The sequence below is a fragment of the Clostridium mediterraneense genome (genome assembly GCF_900091705.1).
Lineage (GTDB): Bacteria > Bacillota > Clostridia > Clostridiales > Clostridiaceae > Sarcina > Sarcina mediterraneense.
In genome coordinates, this window is sequence record NZ_LT594784.1 from 34,737 (window position 1) to 53,144 (window position 18,408).

Below are 18,408 nucleotides of genomic sequence, written 5' to 3' on the forward strand. Positions count from 1 at the left end.
GGGGATAAAAAATGAAAATATCAAATTTGTTATGCAAGGCAACAATAAACTTAGATTTAAAAGTTGAAAATAAAAATGATGTTATAGACCAACTAGTTGAGCTTTTAGACTTTGCTGGTAAATTAAATAATAAAGAAAAGTTTAAAGAAGAAATCCTAAAAAGAGAAAATCTCAGTTCTACTGGTATTGGTGAAGGTATTGCCATTCCTCACGGTAAAACTTCTGCTGTTAAAGAAGCTTCTCTAGCTCTTGGTATTGTAAAAAATGGTGTTGACTATGATTCTCTAGATGGAGAACCTGTACACATAGTATTTATGATAGCAGCTGGTGAAAGTGCTAATGCCGATCATTTAGAAACTTTATCTAAATTATCAGTACTTCTTATGAACCCTGAGTTCAAAAGTGCTCTTCTATCACTTAAAACTCCAGCAGAAGTACTAGACTTAATTGATAAATTTGAAGATGATGAGGAAGAAGAAGAAACTCCTCCTATTAGTAATAATAAAAAATATATTTTAGCTGTTACAGCTTGTCCAACTGGTATTGCTCATACTTATATGGCCGCTGATAGTTTAAAGAAAACTGCTAATGATCTTGGTTATGATATAAAGGTTGAAACTAATGGTTCAACAGGGGTAAAAAACAAACTTACAGATGAAGATATTAAAAATGCTGATGGCATTATAGTAGCTGCTGATAAGCAAGTTGAAATGGCTAGATTTGATGGTAAAAGAGTTGTTATTGTTCCAGTTGCACAAGCAATAAAAAAATCAAAGGAATTAATAGAAGAAAGTATTTCTGGAAAAGCTCCAGTATATTCAAATAAAAATACTTCCTCTTCTACTTCTTCTGGTAAAAGTGAAAGAACTGGTTTTTATAAACACTTAATGAATGGTGTTTCAAATATGCTTCCTTTTGTAGTAGGCGGTGGTATTTTAATAGCTATATCATTTATGTTCGGTATTCATTCTGCTGACCCATCTAGTTCACAATATAATCAATTTGCTGCTTTATTAAATACAATTGGTGGTAAAAATGCATTTGCATTAATGATACCTGTTCTTGCTGGATTTATTGGAATGAGCATTGCTGATAGACCTGGCTTTGCTCCTGCTATGGTAGGTGGTTTTATTGCAGCTAATAGTGGAGCTGGTTTCCTTGGTGGTTTAATAGCTGGATTCCTTGGTGGTTATAGTATTATTTTATTAAAAAAATTATTTGCAAAGTTACCAGAATCTTTAGATGGAATTAAACCAGTATTACTTTATCCTTTATTCGGTGTATTAATAACTGGTGTTGTAATGTACTTAGTTGTAGTTGGACCTGTAGGTGCTTTAAATAATGGTATGGCTGACTGGCTTAATGCTTTAGGAACTGGAAATAAAGTTTTACTTGGTTTAGTTTTAGGTGCAATGATGTCTATAGATATGGGAGGTCCTTTAAATAAAGCAGCTTATGCATTTGGTATAGCTCTTGTAAGTACTGGCAATTATTATCCTATGGCTGCTATAATGGCTGGTGGAATGGTTCCTCCATTAGCAACTGCTATAGCAACTACATTCTTTAAAAATAAATTTACAGCTGATGAAAGAAAAGCTGGTTTAACAAATTATATAATGGGTGCTTGTTTTATAACAGAAGGAGCTATTCCATTTGCTGCTGCTGACCCATTAAGAATAATCCCATCTTGTGCAATTGGTGCTGCTATAACAGGGGCTCTTACAATGCTTGCAAATATTCAATTACCTGCTCCTCACGGTGGACTTTTTGTAATTCCTGTTGTAATGGGAAATCCTTTATTATATATTCTTGCAATAATCGTTGGATCAGTGATTTCAGGAATATTAATAGGAATATTAAAAAAATCACCTCAAAAAGCTTAATTAATTTAAAATATTATCTTAGTTAAGGACATAAAAAAAATCTTAAACTCTATAAACTTAAAAGATGATTTTGGTATTAAACCAAAGTCATCTTTTTTAATTCTATTAAACTCTATTATTATTGTTTTTCACTTTTATTAGATCAAATTCCATTTAAAGGTATATTAATTAAAAAGTCATATACTTAAATATATATTTTATAATAAAAGTATAAAAAGTTACTATTTGAAGGAACAAATAAAAAACTAAAATATATGTATTCTATATTAGGAAAATTAAAGATCTTATTAAAAAAGTAGTCTTAGAAAAAAACTACTTTTTATTTTTAAGCCATTATTTAATTTATAAAAATTTATAAATTAGTATTTTAATTAAATTAAAAGTGATATAAATAGAAAATATTATGAAAACAAAAATAGTTTTAAATATTAAAGATAAAAATAATTTATTAAATAAATCAATTATTATTTGAAGATGTTAATCTTGAATATACAGAAAAAATTTTAGCAGTAGTAAGTATGCTTGAAGATTTAGTGAATAAAGATATATGCATAACAGCAGATAATAATGAAATACATAATAAAGAGTTAGACGAAGCAATCCTATTAACATTACTTAATTCAAATTTATTTTCTGAAGTACTAATTCCTAAGCAAGACTAAGTATAGTTGTTAACCCCTTATAATAACCTTTCTACCATTATTATAAGTTACTTCATAATTTCCTTTTTTATTAAAATCATTTACATTTTATAATATATTATGTAAAATAAGTTAATAAATGTAATAATATTATTATTAATTATTAATAACTAAATAGGAGGATATATGAGATTAAAACTTATAGGAAAAATAATTGAAGATCTTGATAAAGATAATACAAGTCTTAATCACGAAACCTATAGTATGATATTAGCTAATATAAACACAGAAATGGCTAAAAGATTACATACAAAAGATAGATTTAAACGACTTTTTACCTTTAGTAGAGTTTATATAAATGGAGATGGTCTTCATCTATACATTTCTGGTGAAGATAGCTTAATGAAAGATTTTATAAACTATTTGATGTTTAATCAAATGATACGAATTGGAAGTAAAGTTATTGTTATAAACGCCATTAATCCTTTAAAAAATAAAGTAAATGAAAAAGAATTATATACCTTTAAAGCAAATCTAATTGTCAATGAAAAAGAAAATAGAAAGGTATGTTTATCACAAGATTTTGATTACATAAGAAAAAGAATAAACGAAATAGCTACTGATAAATATAAAGAAATATATCATAAAGATCCAGAAGGTTCAATTGAAACAACTATAATTCAAGCTAAAAAAACTTATACAAGATATAAAAATCACTATCTCAACAGTTGGAAAATGATTTTTAATCTTAAAGGTGATTATGAGCTTATAAACTTAATTTACAATGTTGGAATAGGAGAAAATACAGCATCAGGACACGGATTAATGTGGGAGGTGTAAAATTTGCTTAAATTCAAAATACCTAAAACATCAAATGATATAGAAGATTTATGTATAACATATGGAATAGTTGCTCTATTGGAGCATGTAGATGCTGAGATAGAAATAATTAAAGATAGTCTTAATCATTATCTTATAGAATGTGAAGATTTTAATCTTGAAAAGGTTAATCAAAAAGATTTTAAATTAACACTAGATGATATGAAAAGTACTACTCCCTTATTAAATAAAAAAAATATAGAAAATAATATTCAAGCTATATATAAATTAATAAAAGAACGTGGAAGTGATATTTTAAATTACTATCTAACAGAAGATAAGTCCTATATAAAAGGCTTAAACAATGATAGTGTTGGTTTTTGTGGTAATGTATTTTTCATGACAGGATTAAGATTAAATGCTACAGTCTCATCTTTTAAAACACCAAAACATCAAAAATATTTATCTTTAATTGGATGGAGCAAATATGTTAGTAAGCTTCAAATAATAAAGAAAAATAGTAAGATAAATGATAAAAATACTGAACACTTTATTTACTTAATTCCAAAAATAAAAGAAGTTGAGCAAATTGATAAGATAGTTTTATGGAGTAAAGACCGTGAGACAGGACTTAATAAAGAACTTAATTTTATTAGCGATGAAAGTGTTAATACAGCTTTAGCTAAAGTCTTATTGTCAAACATAGAACATGAAATAACTTCAGATGGATATGATGGATTTTATTCAGTAGTTTTAATACCATCTAATCAAAAAACTATACCAAATACATTTAAAACAATTAATTTTTTAGATGAATTATTAAGTAATAATTTAATTGAATGGTTTAATCTAAAACTTTATAACATTGACATTAGAGAATATGCCGCAAAATTTATACTTGATATGAATAATTATTCAAAACTATCTAACTTTATAAAAATAATGTCTAAAAAAGATTATTATGAAAAAAATGGTGAAGTTAAAATGGGATATATCCCTCAAAATATAATTAAGGAGTTGTTATCCATGCAAAATGATAAAGTTATAGAAATCTATAATAACAAATCAGTTAAAATACTTGGACGAGGGTTAAATAGACTATTAAAAGATAATAAAGGATATGAAGTACAAGTCAGTATTCTAAATACTAATAATCTAGAGCAACTAATGAAAGGAATAACCAAGCTTTGTACATTATATAGAAGATATTATAGTGAAGAAAATAAAATTAAATCTATTATAAATGATGAGCAAATAGATAAAATATTTAAGCTTATAGATAATAATAAGGATGCAAAAGTTGTTGCAGATGCAATACTTTTTAATTCTAAAATATTTTTAGCTGAAAATAATACTGATAATAAAGTAAAAGATGAGGTAAATAGCTAAATTATAAAGTTAAATATATATATAAGATTTAAGGAGTGTAATAATAATGAATAAAATAGCAATAATGATGAAAATTAAATTAGCTGCAGAAGCTTTAAATAATGAAGAAAGTATAGGAAATGTAGTAATTCCAAGACAAATAACAATAGATGGAGAAAATAGACAAGCGATTTCTGGGGACATGTTAAAGCACTTACACACAAGAAATTTAAGACTCCTAGCAGATGAAACAGAATTATGTGAGGGCTGTAAAATATTTAGCCCTAATAAAAATTCATCACCAGTAGAAAAAGATGATAATCTTAGTGAATCAGGAAATAGAGTTAAGAATTGTATAATTGATGATGTTGAAGGCTTTATGGATCCAAAGGGTTCAGCTAAAAGAAGAAGTCCTATCAATTTTAGCTTTGCTATAGCTATTGAAGAAAATGAATATCAAAATCTACTTCATACTAAAGTAGATACTACAGATGAAGCTGGAAAAAAGAAAAAGAAAATTAGTAAAATTCCTAAAAAAACTGACCCTAATGAAAACAATAACAAAATCGTTGAAAGTTTATTATTAGATGAAAGTAATCAATCAGATGAATCAAAAAATCAAAACGAAGAAAGTAAGAATACACAAATGATATTTTATAAACCAGTTAGAAGTAATGAATATGCTCTAACAATACAATTAGAGTTAGATAGAATAGGACTTGATGATCAAAAATTAAAATATTCAGTGGATGAAGCTACTCAAAAATTAAGACAACAAAAAGCTATAATGGCATTAAGAAATATGTTTTTAGATATGGAAGGAGCTATGTGTTCAACAAGACTTCCACATTTAATAAATATAGAAGGTATCTTAGTTAAAAAGACTGATAAAAATCAAGTTTTAAGTAAATATAGTGCTTTAAATGATGATTATAAAGAAGTAAATCAAAAAATATCTAATGAAAGTCTTATTTTTAATAATATAGAAGAATTCTGTGATGTAATAAATTCATTAATTTAAAAGCTAATTTTCATTATATTTTACCAGATACTTTTTGCTATTCAGCTTATAATTCCAAATAATAAAAATATAAATCACTGGTAAAAAATAAATAAAATAGTCCTATTAATGGATTTATAAAGTTTTTTTATTTTTAAAATGGCTATTTTACTATTATTAGAATTTTATATAAGTATTATCAAATAAAATTTAATCTTAAAGGAGAAATTTATGAAAAAAGTAACTTATAAAACTAGCAATCTATTTAGCTTTAAAAAATATAATCATGCAGATACTTTAGCACAAAGCTATGAATATCCAACTATTTATGGAATTAGATGTGCTATTATAGGAGCAATAATTCAAACTGACGGAATAGAAAAAGCAAAAGAATTATTTTTTAAAGTAAAGAATAGCAACATATATATTCAATATCCAAAATCATATTTTAAAACTGTTGTTAAACAAAGTAGATTAAAAACAACTGATAAAAGAAGTAAAAAAGAAAAAGATGATGATGAAAAGAATGGAATAACTCCTAATTTGACAGTTTCAACTATGGGTGCAAGAGAATATTTAGATTTAAAGGAAGTTATATTTTATATTGATAATTTAATTCCCAATATAGAAATGTATTTAAAAAATATAGACTGGATAGGAAATGCTGAAAGTATAGTTTATTTAGACAAAATAGAAGAGGTTAATTTATTAGAAAATATACTAAAAAAATGGGATAAAAAAAATTGTGTTGAAATTTTTGAACAACATGATTGGAATAGCAAAACAAGTTTTGATTCTATATATACATATAGCAACAAATATAAACATCATCATGATACTTTTTACTGTGAAATAAGTAATATCCAATTATAATTTTACCAGGCAATCTTACCAAAGCTAGTTATAATCACAAATCTAAAAAATATAAATCGCTGGTAAAAAACAAATAGAATGGCTCTATTAGTTAGTTTATAAAGTATTTTATATTTTTAAAATGGCTATTTTACTATTATTAGAATTTTATATAAGTATTATTAAAAGTAGCATTAGAATTTTTCTTAGTAGCATCTGCTGCACATTAGAATTTTATATAAGTATTATTAAAAGTCACCAGCTCTGAATAAAGAAATATTATTTGTTGTACATTAGAATTTTATATAAGTATTATTAAAAGGCACTTCTTAAGACATCTCCAGTATCATTATCTGGTATTAGAATTTTATATAAGTATTATTAAAAGTTACCAACCTTATTAGGATTAAATTCTAAAGTAGCAAATTAGAATTTTATATAAGTATTATTAAAAGTATAGCCTTGTAGCATAAACTTTACGTAAACTGTGACATTAGAATTTTATATAAGTATTATTAAAAGTTTGTAAACTCCATAAAATCACCCCACTTTTTGAATTAGAATTTTATATAAGTATTATTAAAAGAGATGCTCATTTTCCATTTATTAATTTTACAATCGAATTAGAATTTTATATAAGTATTATTAAAAGTATGCTTAGCACAAAACAAAGCTCCTTGCAAAGATTTATTAGAATTTTATATAAGTATTATTAAAAGAATAAAGGGCTTTTAATTAATGCTGATATAAATGGAATTAGAATTTTATATAAGTATTATTAAAAGAGTTAAATATAATTATTTTTTAAAAGATTTAGCTAATTAGAATTTTATATAAGTATTATTAAAAGCTTCTCTATTAATCTTTTCATTGAGGCTATCTACATTAGAATTTTATATAAGTATTATTAAAAGAATAGAAATTCTATTCAAGTATATTTTCAAAATGGATTAGAATTTTATATAAGTATTATTAAAAGAAATAAAGCTACACAAGCTCTAAATGACGCTAAAAGATTAGAATTTTATATAAGTATTATTAAAAGTTAAAATAATTAATTAATTCTTCTTCAATCCCCATATTATTAGAATTTTATATAAGTATTATTAAAAGTCTTTCCAGTAAAGAGTTTTTACCTTAGTAGCATATATTAGAATTTTATATAAGTATTATTAAAAGCCTAATGGATTTGGTGCAGGATTTGGAAATAATAAATTAGAATTTTATATAAGTATTATTAAAAGGTTTTTACTGGATTTACAATTCCAAGTAATATAAGTTATTAGAATTTTATATAAGTATTATTAAAAGTTTATTATTAGGATTTAAAGAAGCTATTAAAGATAATTAGAATTTTATATAAGTATTATTAAAAGATCTATCATTGATATTAAGTTTGAGAATGATTTAGAATTAGAATTTTATATAAGTATTATTAAAAGTTATTTTCTTAGCTTTTTTAATAGCATAACAACCATTAGAATTTTATATAAGTATTATTAAAAGGATATGACTAAAGTACTTATAGATGATTATGTTAAAATTAGAATTTTATATAAGTATTATTAAAAGTGTGTAGCCTTTTCGGCAGGTCTGAATATGTCAGATTAGAATTTTATATAAGTATTATTAAAAGTTATCAGTTATTACATCTTTTATTCTTACAGAAATTAGAATTTTATATAAGTATTATTAAAAGAACCTGTAAAATTAGTAAAAATAATAATGAAATATATTAGAATTTTATATAAGTATTATTAAAAGAATCCATACTTTTTACCAATTCCTCCACTATTCCAAATTAGAATTTTATATAAGTATTATTAAAAGTAATAATGAGACTCGCTTTGTAATGCCCATGCTAAGATTAGAATTTTATATAAGTATTATTAAAAGGAATTTTTCAATGAGGATTTAGAAGAAGAAAGTGGAATTAGAATTTTATATAAGTATTATTAAAAGAATCTACGACAAACAATAGAACGAGATAAAAACATAATTAGAATTTTATATAAGTATTATTAAAAGTTGTTTTATTGTATTTTCTTAGCTATTTTATAAGAATTAGAATTTTATATAAGTATTATTAAAAGTTAAGATTAATAGACGTAAATTTTGGCATAACTTTAATTAGAATTTTATATAAGTATTATTAAAAGTATTAAAATCTTTAACCATTACAGTTGCTTTAAATATTAGAATTTTATATAAGTATTATTAAAAGTGGAAAAAGGGATCTGGGATTTAGATTACGATAAGGATTAGAATTTTATATAAGTATTATTAAAAGTTGGACTGCTTTTGCTAATGGTGTTGGAGTTTATGAATTAGAATTTTATATAAGTATTATTAAAAGGCAACACTATAATGCCTATACATTGTAAAAAACTCAAATTAGAATTTTATATAAGTATTATTAAAAGTAATAGAAGATAAAACTATAAATAAAGCAAGTCCACATTAGAATTTTATATAAGTATTATTAAAAGAAAAAGGGGTGCTATACATTTCCATTGCATATTTTTATTAGAATTTTATATAAGTATTATTAAAAGTTTATACAGTTCTTTGACGAGTTTATGACCATGAAGATTAGAATTTTATATAAGTATTATTAAAAGGTAGGAGAGTATGGTGGTTCTAGGTATATGGATTTATTAGAATTTTATATAAGTATTATTAAAAGTATGATAGTTCTGTGACTTCTAGTGTTTGACCGTATTAGAATTTTATATAAGTATTATTAAAAGTATTAATGCCCCCTTTCCTCTAGAACCTCTTTATAAATTAGAATTTTATATAAGTATTATTAAAAGATGAAAACAATAATGAAAAAGGTTATGGATGGAGAAATTAGAATTTTATATAAGTATTATTAAAAGATAGTTTTGGAAATTCAACAGCTAATGGAGTTGAAGATTAGAATTTTATATAAGTATTATTAAAAGAGAACTCGAAGAACTATTCTTAACAAGTCTTAATAAATTAGAATTTTATATAAGTATTATTAAAAGTTTGATAAGTACCATTAGGATTTAATTTAGTTTTTAAATTAGAATTTTATATAAGTATTATTAAAAGTTGCTTTTTCAGGATTGTCTATTTCAGAAATATTATAATTAGAATTTTATATAAGTATTATTAAAAGTTGATAATCCGTACTTATCCATTAGCTTTGCTGCTTATTAGAATTTTATATAAGTATTATTAAAAGATTATAAGAGCAGTTCCAGTCCAGTTATTTTCATCTAATTAGAATTTTATATAAGTATTATTAAAAGAAAAAATGAGGAGCTTCTTAAACAAATAAAAGAAAAATTAGAATTTTATATAAGTATTATTAAAAGATTAATGATGATATGATTATTTCCAAAGTGCAGCTAATTAGAATTTTATATAAGTATTATTAAAAGTATCCAGTTCGTTCTTTTATGATCACCTTTTCTTATTAGAATTTTATATAAGTATTATTAAAAGTAGAGAAGATAAAGATGATAACTATGATTATGGTATATTAGAATTTTATATAAGTATTATTAAAAGCCTTTAGTTATTAGTTATATAATAGAAAGGCAATTAATTAGAATTTTATATAAGTATTATTAAAAGAGATTTTTAAAATAACTTATATATTCAGCTTCTTTATTAGAATTTTATATAAGTATTATTAAAAGATATTCTACTGGTATTTTTGTAGCTGCTATAATTCTATTAGAATTTTATATAAGTATTATTAAAAGTCAGCTAAGGCATCTTCTTTAACTCCTGTATGATCTAATTAGAATTTTATATAAGTATTATTAAAAGACATGTGCTAGTCTTAATATTGATGATCCCCTAGAATTAGAATTTTATATAAGTATTATTAAAAGGGGCTTAGAGCAACAAATTACAGGGCTTATACCAGGATTAGAATTTTATATAAGTATTATTAAAAGGAAATACAGGAAGCTGAAAATTATAATAATGAAAATATTAGAATTTTATATAAGTATTATTAAAAGAGACTAGTTTCAGTTTCTTCAAGTGCTTCTGCTAATTAGAATTTTATATAAGTATTATTAAAAGTTATGAAAGTAAGGTTGTAGTAAAAAACTTAAATAGATTAGAATTTTATATAAGTATTATTAAAAGTTAAGTATCTGCCAAGCTCTTTGACGTGATATAGGTTATTAGAATTTTATATAAGTATTATTAAAAGACATATGAATAATTATTATTATCATATTGGTTTATAATTAGAATTTTATATAAGTATTATTAAAAGTAAATTCCTTCTTCATCTAATTCTCTAAAATCTACATTAGAATTTTATATAAATATTATTAAAATTTTTATATTAAATAATCATAAAGGAGTAAAAATGAAAGCTAAAGAATTCTTTGAAAAAATAGGTTTTAATGAACTAAGCGAAATACAAGAAAAAGTATTAAATAGTAATAAAAATATCTTAATCCTTGGGAGTTGTGGAAGTGGTAAAACAGAAGCTATGCTTTCAAAACTTATTGAATGGGATGACAAAGGAATATTAATAGAACCAATGAAAACTCTAGCTTCAAGTTTAAAGGATAGGCTTAATTATTATAGTGATATATTACATTTAGATAGCTGGACTATTCAACATAGTTCAGATTCAGAGGATAAATTTTTATCTAATAAATATTGCGTTACAACAATAGATCAAATATTAAGTGGATATTTAGCGATAGGTATGCAATCTTTTATACGTGGAAAAAATGTTTTAAGAAGTAATTTAGTTTTTGATGAAGTTCAATTATTTGATCCAGATAAAATGCTTTTAACAACTATAAATATGCTTAAAGATATAAATAAGCTTGGAAATAAGTTTATTATAATGACTGCTACAATGCCTGAATATTTAATTAATTTTCTTAAAGATGAATTTAATATGGATGTTATTATATCAGAAACAGTTAGGGTTAAGAATAGAAAAAATACTATACGTTATGTAGATGTACTTAATTATAAAGAAATAAATAATTATCAAAATAAGCAGATAATTATATGTAATACTATAAAATCTATGAAAGAAATTTATTCTAAGCTAGATAAAGACAGAGTTATTATTTTAAATAGTAAGTTTTTAAAAAATGATAGGGAAAAGATTGAAAAAGAAATGCTTTATTATTTTGGAAAAGATAGTACTGAAAATAATAAAATACTTCTAACTACTCAAATAGTTGAAGCAGGTATGGATATAAGTGCTAATAGATTATATTCAGAAGCCTGTCCTATTGATAATCTAGTTCAAAGAGATGGACGATGTGCTAGATGGGGTGGATTAGGTGAAGTAATTGTTTTTAATTCTAATGAATCTAAAAATATATATAATACTGAAATTGTCCAAAAAACTAGTGAATATATAATAAAAAATCAAGGTATAGAATTTAGTTGGGATATTCAAAAGCAATGGATAAATGAAATATTAAATGACTTTTATAAAGAAAAGATAAATAATATTCAGTTAGAATGTAATAAAGTTGATTTTAGATTTACTGATAGGAACAAACTTATAAGATGTATTAAAAATGTAAATATAATAGTTAGAAATGACGAACTAACAAAAGAAGATTTCAAAAGAGCTAGCATAAGTATATCTTTAAATGAACTTGATAAAATAGCTTTACATAATAATCTTTATATATTAAACAAAGGTCGAATAGAAGAAAAAGGAGTTGCAAGCATAGATATAGGTGAAACTATTATAATTCAAGGTAATAATTGTGTATATGATAAATTAGGATTTAGATATGAAGAAAATGTCTTTATAGATGATAATTTTATAGATGATTTTCCCTTAATAGAAACTGATGATTTAAAATTTGATGATTATGTAATTGAAACTTGGCTAGAACATGCGACTTCAGTAAAAAATAAAATGAAAGAAAGATTAGAAAAAGAAAATTTTAATGATTATATTATAAATAATATTAATGATATATCTTTCTATGCAGGACTACATGACCTAGGTAAATTAGATAAGGAATGGCTTTCTAAAGCTCCTGGTAATATCCCACTAGCCCACTTTCCTTTTAATCCAAAAGCAAGAAAAGCAGCTAAAAGAGATCATGCTGCTATAAGCTATTATAATATAAAAGATTATACTGATAAAATAATAGCAAATATGGTCTTACAACATCATGGAAGATATTCAACTGGTCAAGCACATAGAATTACCACAACTCCTTGGGATTTTCATAATAATAGTAAATCTATATTACAAGAATACGGCTTTATTGAGGATATAAATTATAGTAGTAAAGATAAAATTATAAAAAATAAAGAAGTTATAACACCTGCTAAAGATGAATGGATAACATTACTTTATCTTACAGGTACTTTAATGGAATGTGAAATAGACGCTATAAAAAAACATATATTAAAGCATAAATAATAAAGGGCTAAAGAAATAATCTTTAGCCTTTTTATTACCTATAAGAATATATTAAAAATTCTCCTTAAATTGAAATTAATAATATAAATAGGTTATAATCTAGCACATACTAATAAGTATAAATAATAAGTAATGGAGAACTTTAAAATGAAACGTTTATTAGATAAATTAAAGAATACTGATATTTCTAAAAAAGTTTATACTATTGGAATTGATGGTTTAGGAGGAGCAGGAAAAAGTACTTTAGTTGAGTCATTAAAATTAGAATTACAGAAAGAAAACTATAATTCTTATGTTTTACATATTGATGATTTTATTCATCCAAAGAAAGTTAGATATAATGATTCTAAGGAAGAATGGTATTGTTATTATAATTTACAGTGGAGATATGATTATTTAATAAAAGAAATTTTAAATCCTATAAAAAATGGAGAAGAAATAGATAAAGATATAGAATTCTATGATAAAGAAAATGATATATATATTAAAAAGCATATCTATATACCACATAATTCTGTCCTATTATTAGAAGGAGTATTTCTTCAAAGAAAAGAACTAAAAGATTATTTAGATTTTGTAATTTATCTTGATGTACCACAAGAAATTAGATTAGATAGAGTTTTAAAAAGAGATGTTTATATAGGCTCAACTGATGATATAAAAAATAAATATAATAGAAGATATTTCCCAGCTGAGGATAGATATATACTTGAATGCTCTCCTTCTAAGAATGCTGATTTTGTATTAGAAACTAAATAATATTAAATTTTTTACTAATACTTTGATATATCTTTAAATAATTTATAGGTATATTTTTTAAGTAAAATAAAAGGAAGCTTTTTTAGCTTCCTTTTAAAATTTATATATTAAATTAGCTTTAACTACTTATTCTATAATGGTGTAATACTCTTTTTGAAATAGCTCCATGTATAATAACCACTTTATCAGTAATATCATACATATCCCCCTCATCTTTTGATACACGTATATACATATATCTTTCATTTTCAAAATCTACAATTTTATAAAAATAACCTGTTACACCACTATGTCTAGTTCTTACTTTGCCCTTATCTATACATATTCCAGTAGTCTTAACATAAGTTCCAAATATTTTATCAATTATATATCTAGGTAATGCTGTGAAGTTCATAAATATTATTGCAAAAATAAGTACATACCAATCAAAACTGCCCATTATAAGAAATATAAGTCCAAGTACAAACCATACTCCTAGTATATTTTCTTTTCTAGGATTGTTAGGTAAATCTTTTATATCAAATCTTGGATTAAACCAAAGCTTAAATCTCCATAATATATTAGGCTTTCTATATTCTTTATTACTACTATTCATAGCTGCCATCCATTTAAGTTGTCTTTCACTTAGCTTTTTGTCATCTATTAAATCTAAAATAACAGCTTGAACTATTAAAATAGATATTAAAATTATACTAGGAATTAACTCAAAAAGATTTAATGATGGATACTTCTTCATTGCTATAAATATATATGCTCCTAATACTAAAACTAACAAAGTAATTTTTATATATTTAGATAATACATCTTTGAGCTTTATTCTTTTTAATTTATCCCTTGAACTAAATATTGCAAAAGCACAAAATACCTCTACTATAATAAACCAAGTGATCTCACTGTGAATTGAATAATATAATTCTGTAGAACTAACTAAATTATAAAAACTTAAAGCTAAAGTAATTATTACAAAGTTTGTAAGTCTTAAACTTCCACTTCCCCTTGACATATAACTCCCCCTCTTCTTTTGTTTATAAATTATATTAAAACATATATAAATAAACTGCCTTTGAACTATATTTAAATATATTAATAATTTTAATTATGTACTCTATAAATCTACTGATAAAATAAAAAATACCAAGAGCAACTCTCTTAGTATTTTTAATTTGTTATATTAAGAATAAATAAAACATGCTGATATATCATTATAAATGTATAAAGCGCTTTGAACTTTAAAACATTAAATTTCTATTTTATTATACTAAACATCTTATATTGTATTTTAAAATAATTCAATTAAATTAAAATGCAATATATTTTTATAATAAAAAAATACTATTTTAATTCTTTATTCAACAAATTAATAAACTTAGATTTTATATCTATAAAATTACTAACATTCTTTTTTATTTAGAACTACTCTTTCCTACTTTTTATATTCAAATATATTAATTAATCCCTTTTACACTTACAAACTTTTTTTATTATATTATTATTTGGCTCTATTTTAAAGCAGCATTGATAATAGAACTTATAATTAATTTGTCCACTTTACTTCTTAATCCTAATAATTTAAATTATTCATAAATTCTAGTTATTGCTTCATCCCAGTTAGATTGTGATAACTTAGATGATTGTGTTCTATAACCATACCAAACATTTCTTTTTTTAGGCCTAGATACTTTAAATAAAACACTTATGATAAGTAATAAAATTGAAATCTCCATTAACATTATAAATACTCCTCCAATACCAATACTTTAGCTTTTAATCATATTTTATACAATAAAGACTTTATAAGATAGTAAAATTATAATTCATATTTTTAGAAATACATCAAAAATCAACTAAATTAAATTATATTTTTTTAGTATTAATGTTATATTTTTTTAATTCTAATTTCATTAATAACATTAAATTGTATTTTTATGCTATAATATGTCTATTATTTTACATAGGGAGAAAACAAATGAAAAAAATACTAATATTTATAATATTATTTGCTGCAATTGGTAGTGGTGCTATTGCATATGCTTTTGAAAAAGACTCTAATAATTCAGTAAATTCTACAGAGTCAAATAACCAACAAGCTTTTAATAATTCATCAAGCAATAATACAGATAATTCAGATTCTCAGGTAGCTCAAAATACTGAAAATCAATCTAATAACTCAAATAGTAGTAATAATGAAAACTCAAAATCTAATATTGAGCTTAATAAAGTTATACCTATTAATAAATATGTATTCTATAAAGGTAATGAATTAAATATATATGAAGAAATGAATATGAATAGCAATATCAAGGGTACAGTATCTTGGGGATTCTATATTGTATCAAAAGAAACTATCGAAAAAGATCGAAAATATCAAGATTGGTATAAAATTAGATTTGGTGGAGCAATGTCTCATGTTTATGAAGGATATATACAATCTAATGATTTGAACAAGCACATAAAATATGTAACTGAAAAAGAATTTGGTGGAAGCCTTACAGGTAATTTCTTTGATCCACCTATAGCAACTAATACTAATTCTGAAGCTCCATATGTACCATCTGATTTTTATGGTACTTGGACAGCTACAAAGATTACAGGAACAGACTCTTTCTTTGGTGATGCAACATTATCAACAATAGATAAAAATATTACTATAGGAAAAGATTCTTTTAAATTTAATGAATCTAATTTCAAAGGAAATTGGCAAGTAGAACCTTTTGATGCAGATAAATTCTTTGCTAGAGTTAAATGTTCTACTTCACAAGCAGGACTATTTTCAATAAAATATATACTTATTAATAACTCTGAATTTTATTTATATATTGTAGATAGAAATCATTTAATTTTTAATATGGAGGGTGTCTTCTTTGAATTCCAAAGGGATTAATAACTAAAAACTATACTTAGTATAAATTAAATATAAAAATAAAAAGTAGATTCATTTTTTATGAATCTACTTTTTTAATATTTTTATTTATAAGCTTAAAAATATTAAATAATAATCTGTTATAAATATACTACTAAACCTCATAAATCGAATTTTAAAATAATTCAATTGAATTAATATTAAATAATAAAATATTGTTTAATATTTTATTTTAGATTTACATCTAATTCTAAATTTAAAGAACTCATAAACTTAGAATTAATCCTATTCTTGTAACCCCATTCCCAAAGGATAACCAGTAGTACTATTAACATACCAATAAGGTCTTTTATCTCCAAAGTAGTTAGTATATACATAATAAACTCCTTCACCTTTACTATTTTCACGATATACTACCTTTGTTATTTTTTGATGTTGATCAGATGAATCTAACATTTCTTGAATATTCTTTGTAGCTTGTTGTAATGTAAAAGGTACAGCTGGTACTATTTTAATTAATTCTTTAGCTGCTTTTTTAAATTCACCTGCTGTAATATTCTTGCTAAGAGCCTCAGTACCATTAGCTTTTACAAACGCCTCTACTAATTGTGAATCTGAAACAGTATTAAACCAAGGTTTTGACCACATTGTTCCATTAGCCCAAGAATTATTAAAACAATTATACTGAGCAGTTAGAATCCAATATCTCATAAAACTACTTAACTGAGAATTAGAGATAGCTTGTCCTGTTGTATTTTCAACAATAACAGTATTAAGGATAAATGATTGATTAGGTGCTGGTTTTATAAGCTTAATTTCTTTCTTATTACCATTTATATCTTTATTAAAGTAATTAATAGTTGCATTTAAAGTAACAGTTGGGATATATCCATAAAAATTATTTACTTTTATATAACTCCAGCCATTAGAGTGATTTATAATCTCAACTTTATAATTACCACTAAGAAGTGTTGTTACAACCTTAGAATAAAAATTAGGCTTTATATTCATTTTAAGACTTTCGCCATAAGGTACAGATATATTTATATCTTCATAATTATTAGAATTTTGTATTTTAGGCTTTAATATAGGTATCTTGAGTACTCCTCCTATATTTATTATTCCAACATACTCTTGATAAATATAGCCTATAGTTCCATCATAATTTACCTTATACCACTGACCTTTTTTACCCAATATATCAAGTCTTGCATCATTTTTTAATTTAGCAAGAATATCTGACCCCATTGTAGCATTAGCTCTTAAATTAACTCTACTACTTACATTAATAATAAATCCTTGTTGATCAATAGACTTATAAGGATCATTAACTCCACTAGTTATTATTTGTAGATTATTAGCTGAGATATAGCCTACTGCCCCAGTTTCTTGAACCTTAACTTTATAAAAATTATTTCCTGAACTTTGTATTGTAAGCATTTCTCCTACTGAAATATAACTTGTTATATTTGAACTAGCACTTGCACTTGAATATAAAACAATTGGACTATTATCCCTATTTACTACTACCGCTCTTTCTCCTATTGTACTTGTTGGTGCTGAAAGTAAAACTTTATTTACTACCTTTGTATTATCATTAATTGTTTTTATATTATTAATAGCATTTGCTCCTATCATAACTCCTGATAGCATTAAGCTTCCCATAATAATACTTGTTATCTTATGTTTTAACATATTAAAATCTCCTTTTAATATCTACATTTATTCTAAAAATATCTAAATAAACTGTTATATCATAACAAATATAAAAATATTTTTTATTGCAAAATACTATATCTAGCTATTTGAAT

General features: G+C 23.7%; 12 protein-coding genes and 1 CRISPR repeat array. Of the genes, 9 read left to right on the forward strand and 3 right to left on the reverse strand.

Translation table 11 applies throughout. The features are described 5' to 3' along the window. Positions 1-11 precede the first annotated feature (11 nt). The 8 genes from BN8917_RS01465 (at position 12) to BN8917_RS01495 (ending at position 13,737) form a co-directional block, all read left to right on the forward strand. The gene (locus BN8917_RS01465) at positions 12-1,883 is read left to right on the forward strand and encodes a PTS fructose transporter subunit IIABC (protein WP_066869617.1); all 1,872 of its coding nucleotides are present in this window, start codon (positions 12-14) and stop codon (positions 1,881-1,883) included. 518 nt (positions 1,884-2,401) lie between these two features. Then, positions 2,402-2,545 carry a hypothetical protein gene (locus BN8917_RS14280; RefSeq protein ID WP_159426716.1) on the forward strand — a complete coding sequence of 48 codons (144 nt, stop codon included), beginning with the start codon at positions 2,402-2,404 and terminating at the stop codon, positions 2,543-2,545. A 165-nt stretch (positions 2,546-2,710) separates the two neighbouring features. After that, positions 2,711-3,364: a CRISPR-associated endoribonuclease Cas6 gene (cas6, locus tag BN8917_RS01470; RefSeq protein WP_066869621.1), complete on the forward strand. Its 654-nt coding sequence runs from the start codon at positions 2,711-2,713 to the stop codon at positions 3,362-3,364. 3 nt (positions 3,365-3,367) lie between these two features. Then, positions 3,368-4,732, forward strand: a complete 1,365-nt coding sequence (locus BN8917_RS01475; protein ID WP_066869624.1) for a hypothetical protein — start codon at positions 3,368-3,370, stop codon at positions 4,730-4,732. Positions 4,733-4,778: 46 nt separating this feature from the next. Further along, positions 4,779-5,732: a DevR family CRISPR-associated autoregulator gene (locus tag BN8917_RS01480; protein ID WP_066869627.1), complete on the forward strand. Its 954-nt coding sequence runs from the start codon at positions 4,779-4,781 to the stop codon at positions 5,730-5,732. A gap of 210 nt (positions 5,733-5,942) precedes the next feature. Next, entirely contained in the window at positions 5,943-6,584 is a 642-nt protein-coding gene (locus BN8917_RS01485; RefSeq protein WP_066869630.1) for a hypothetical protein, read from the forward strand. A gap of 138 nt (positions 6,585-6,722) precedes the next feature. After that, a CRISPR array of direct repeats spans positions 6,723-10,895; the repeat unit is 30 nt; unit sequence ATTAGAATTTTATATAAGTATTATTAAAAG. 31 nt (positions 10,896-10,926) lie between these two features. Beyond that, a complete protein-coding gene (gene cas3, locus BN8917_RS01490) occupies positions 10,927-12,978 on the forward strand; it encodes a CRISPR-associated helicase Cas3' (protein WP_066869633.1) in 2,052 nt (683 codons plus the stop codon). A 147-nt stretch (positions 12,979-13,125) separates the two neighbouring features. Then, positions 13,126-13,737, forward strand: a complete 612-nt coding sequence (locus tag BN8917_RS01495; protein ID WP_066869635.1) for a nucleoside/nucleotide kinase family protein — start codon at positions 13,126-13,128, stop codon at positions 13,735-13,737. A 118-nt stretch (positions 13,738-13,855) separates the two neighbouring features. Here the strand turns inward: BN8917_RS01495 and BN8917_RS01500 are convergent, their stop codons facing one another. Further along, entirely contained in the window at positions 13,856-14,740 is an 885-nt protein-coding gene (locus tag BN8917_RS01500) for a hypothetical protein (protein ID WP_066869638.1), read from the reverse strand. Positions 14,741-15,311: 571 nt separating this feature from the next. Beyond that, positions 15,312-15,467 carry a hypothetical protein gene (locus BN8917_RS14285; protein ID WP_159426717.1) on the reverse strand — a complete coding sequence of 52 codons (156 nt, stop codon included), beginning with the start codon at positions 15,465-15,467 and terminating at the stop codon, positions 15,312-15,314. A gap of 236 nt (positions 15,468-15,703) precedes the next feature. Between BN8917_RS14285 and BN8917_RS01505 the strand changes: the two genes are divergently transcribed. Beyond that, positions 15,704-16,618 carry a hypothetical protein gene (locus tag BN8917_RS01505; RefSeq protein WP_066869642.1) on the forward strand — a complete coding sequence of 305 codons (915 nt, stop codon included), beginning with the start codon at positions 15,704-15,706 and terminating at the stop codon, positions 16,616-16,618. A 264-nt stretch (positions 16,619-16,882) separates the two neighbouring features. Here the strand turns inward: BN8917_RS01505 and BN8917_RS01510 are convergent, their stop codons facing one another. Next, complete coding sequence (locus BN8917_RS01510) at positions 16,883-18,292, reverse strand: SH3 domain-containing protein (RefSeq protein ID WP_066869645.1); 1,410 nt, start codon at positions 18,290-18,292, stop codon at positions 16,883-16,885. Positions 18,293-18,408: the final 116 nt, after the last annotated feature.

Excerpts from the sequence above, each read along its gene's own strand:
- BN8917_RS01495 (WP_066869635.1), top strand. The coding sequence starts at position 13,126 with ATGAAACGTTTATTAGATAAATTAAAGAATACTGATATTTCTAAAAAA.
- BN8917_RS01480 (WP_066869627.1), top strand. The coding sequence starts at position 4,779 with ATGAATAAAATAGCAATAATGATGAAAATTAAATTAGCTGCAGAAGCT.
- BN8917_RS14285 (WP_159426717.1), bottom strand. The coding sequence starts at position 15,467 with ATGTTAATGGAGATTTCAATTTTATTACTTATCATAAGTGTTTTATTT.
- cas3 (WP_066869633.1), top strand. The coding sequence starts at position 10,927 with ATGAAAGCTAAAGAATTCTTTGAAAAAATAGGTTTTAATGAACTAAGC.
- BN8917_RS01500 (WP_066869638.1), bottom strand. The coding sequence starts at position 14,740 with ATGTCAAGGGGAAGTGGAAGTTTAAGACTTACAAACTTTGTAATAATT.
- BN8917_RS01505 (WP_066869642.1), top strand. The coding sequence starts at position 15,704 with ATGAAAAAAATACTAATATTTATAATATTATTTGCTGCAATTGGTAGT.
- BN8917_RS01510 (WP_066869645.1), bottom strand. The coding sequence starts at position 18,292 with ATGTTAAAACATAAGATAACAAGTATTATTATGGGAAGCTTAATGCTA.
- BN8917_RS01465 (WP_066869617.1), top strand. The coding sequence starts at position 12 with ATGAAAATATCAAATTTGTTATGCAAGGCAACAATAAACTTAGATTTA.
- BN8917_RS14280 (WP_159426716.1), top strand. The coding sequence starts at position 2,402 with ATGCTTGAAGATTTAGTGAATAAAGATATATGCATAACAGCAGATAAT.
- BN8917_RS01485 (WP_066869630.1), top strand. The coding sequence starts at position 5,943 with ATGAAAAAAGTAACTTATAAAACTAGCAATCTATTTAGCTTTAAAAAA.
- cas6 (WP_066869621.1), top strand. The coding sequence starts at position 2,711 with ATGAGATTAAAACTTATAGGAAAAATAATTGAAGATCTTGATAAAGAT.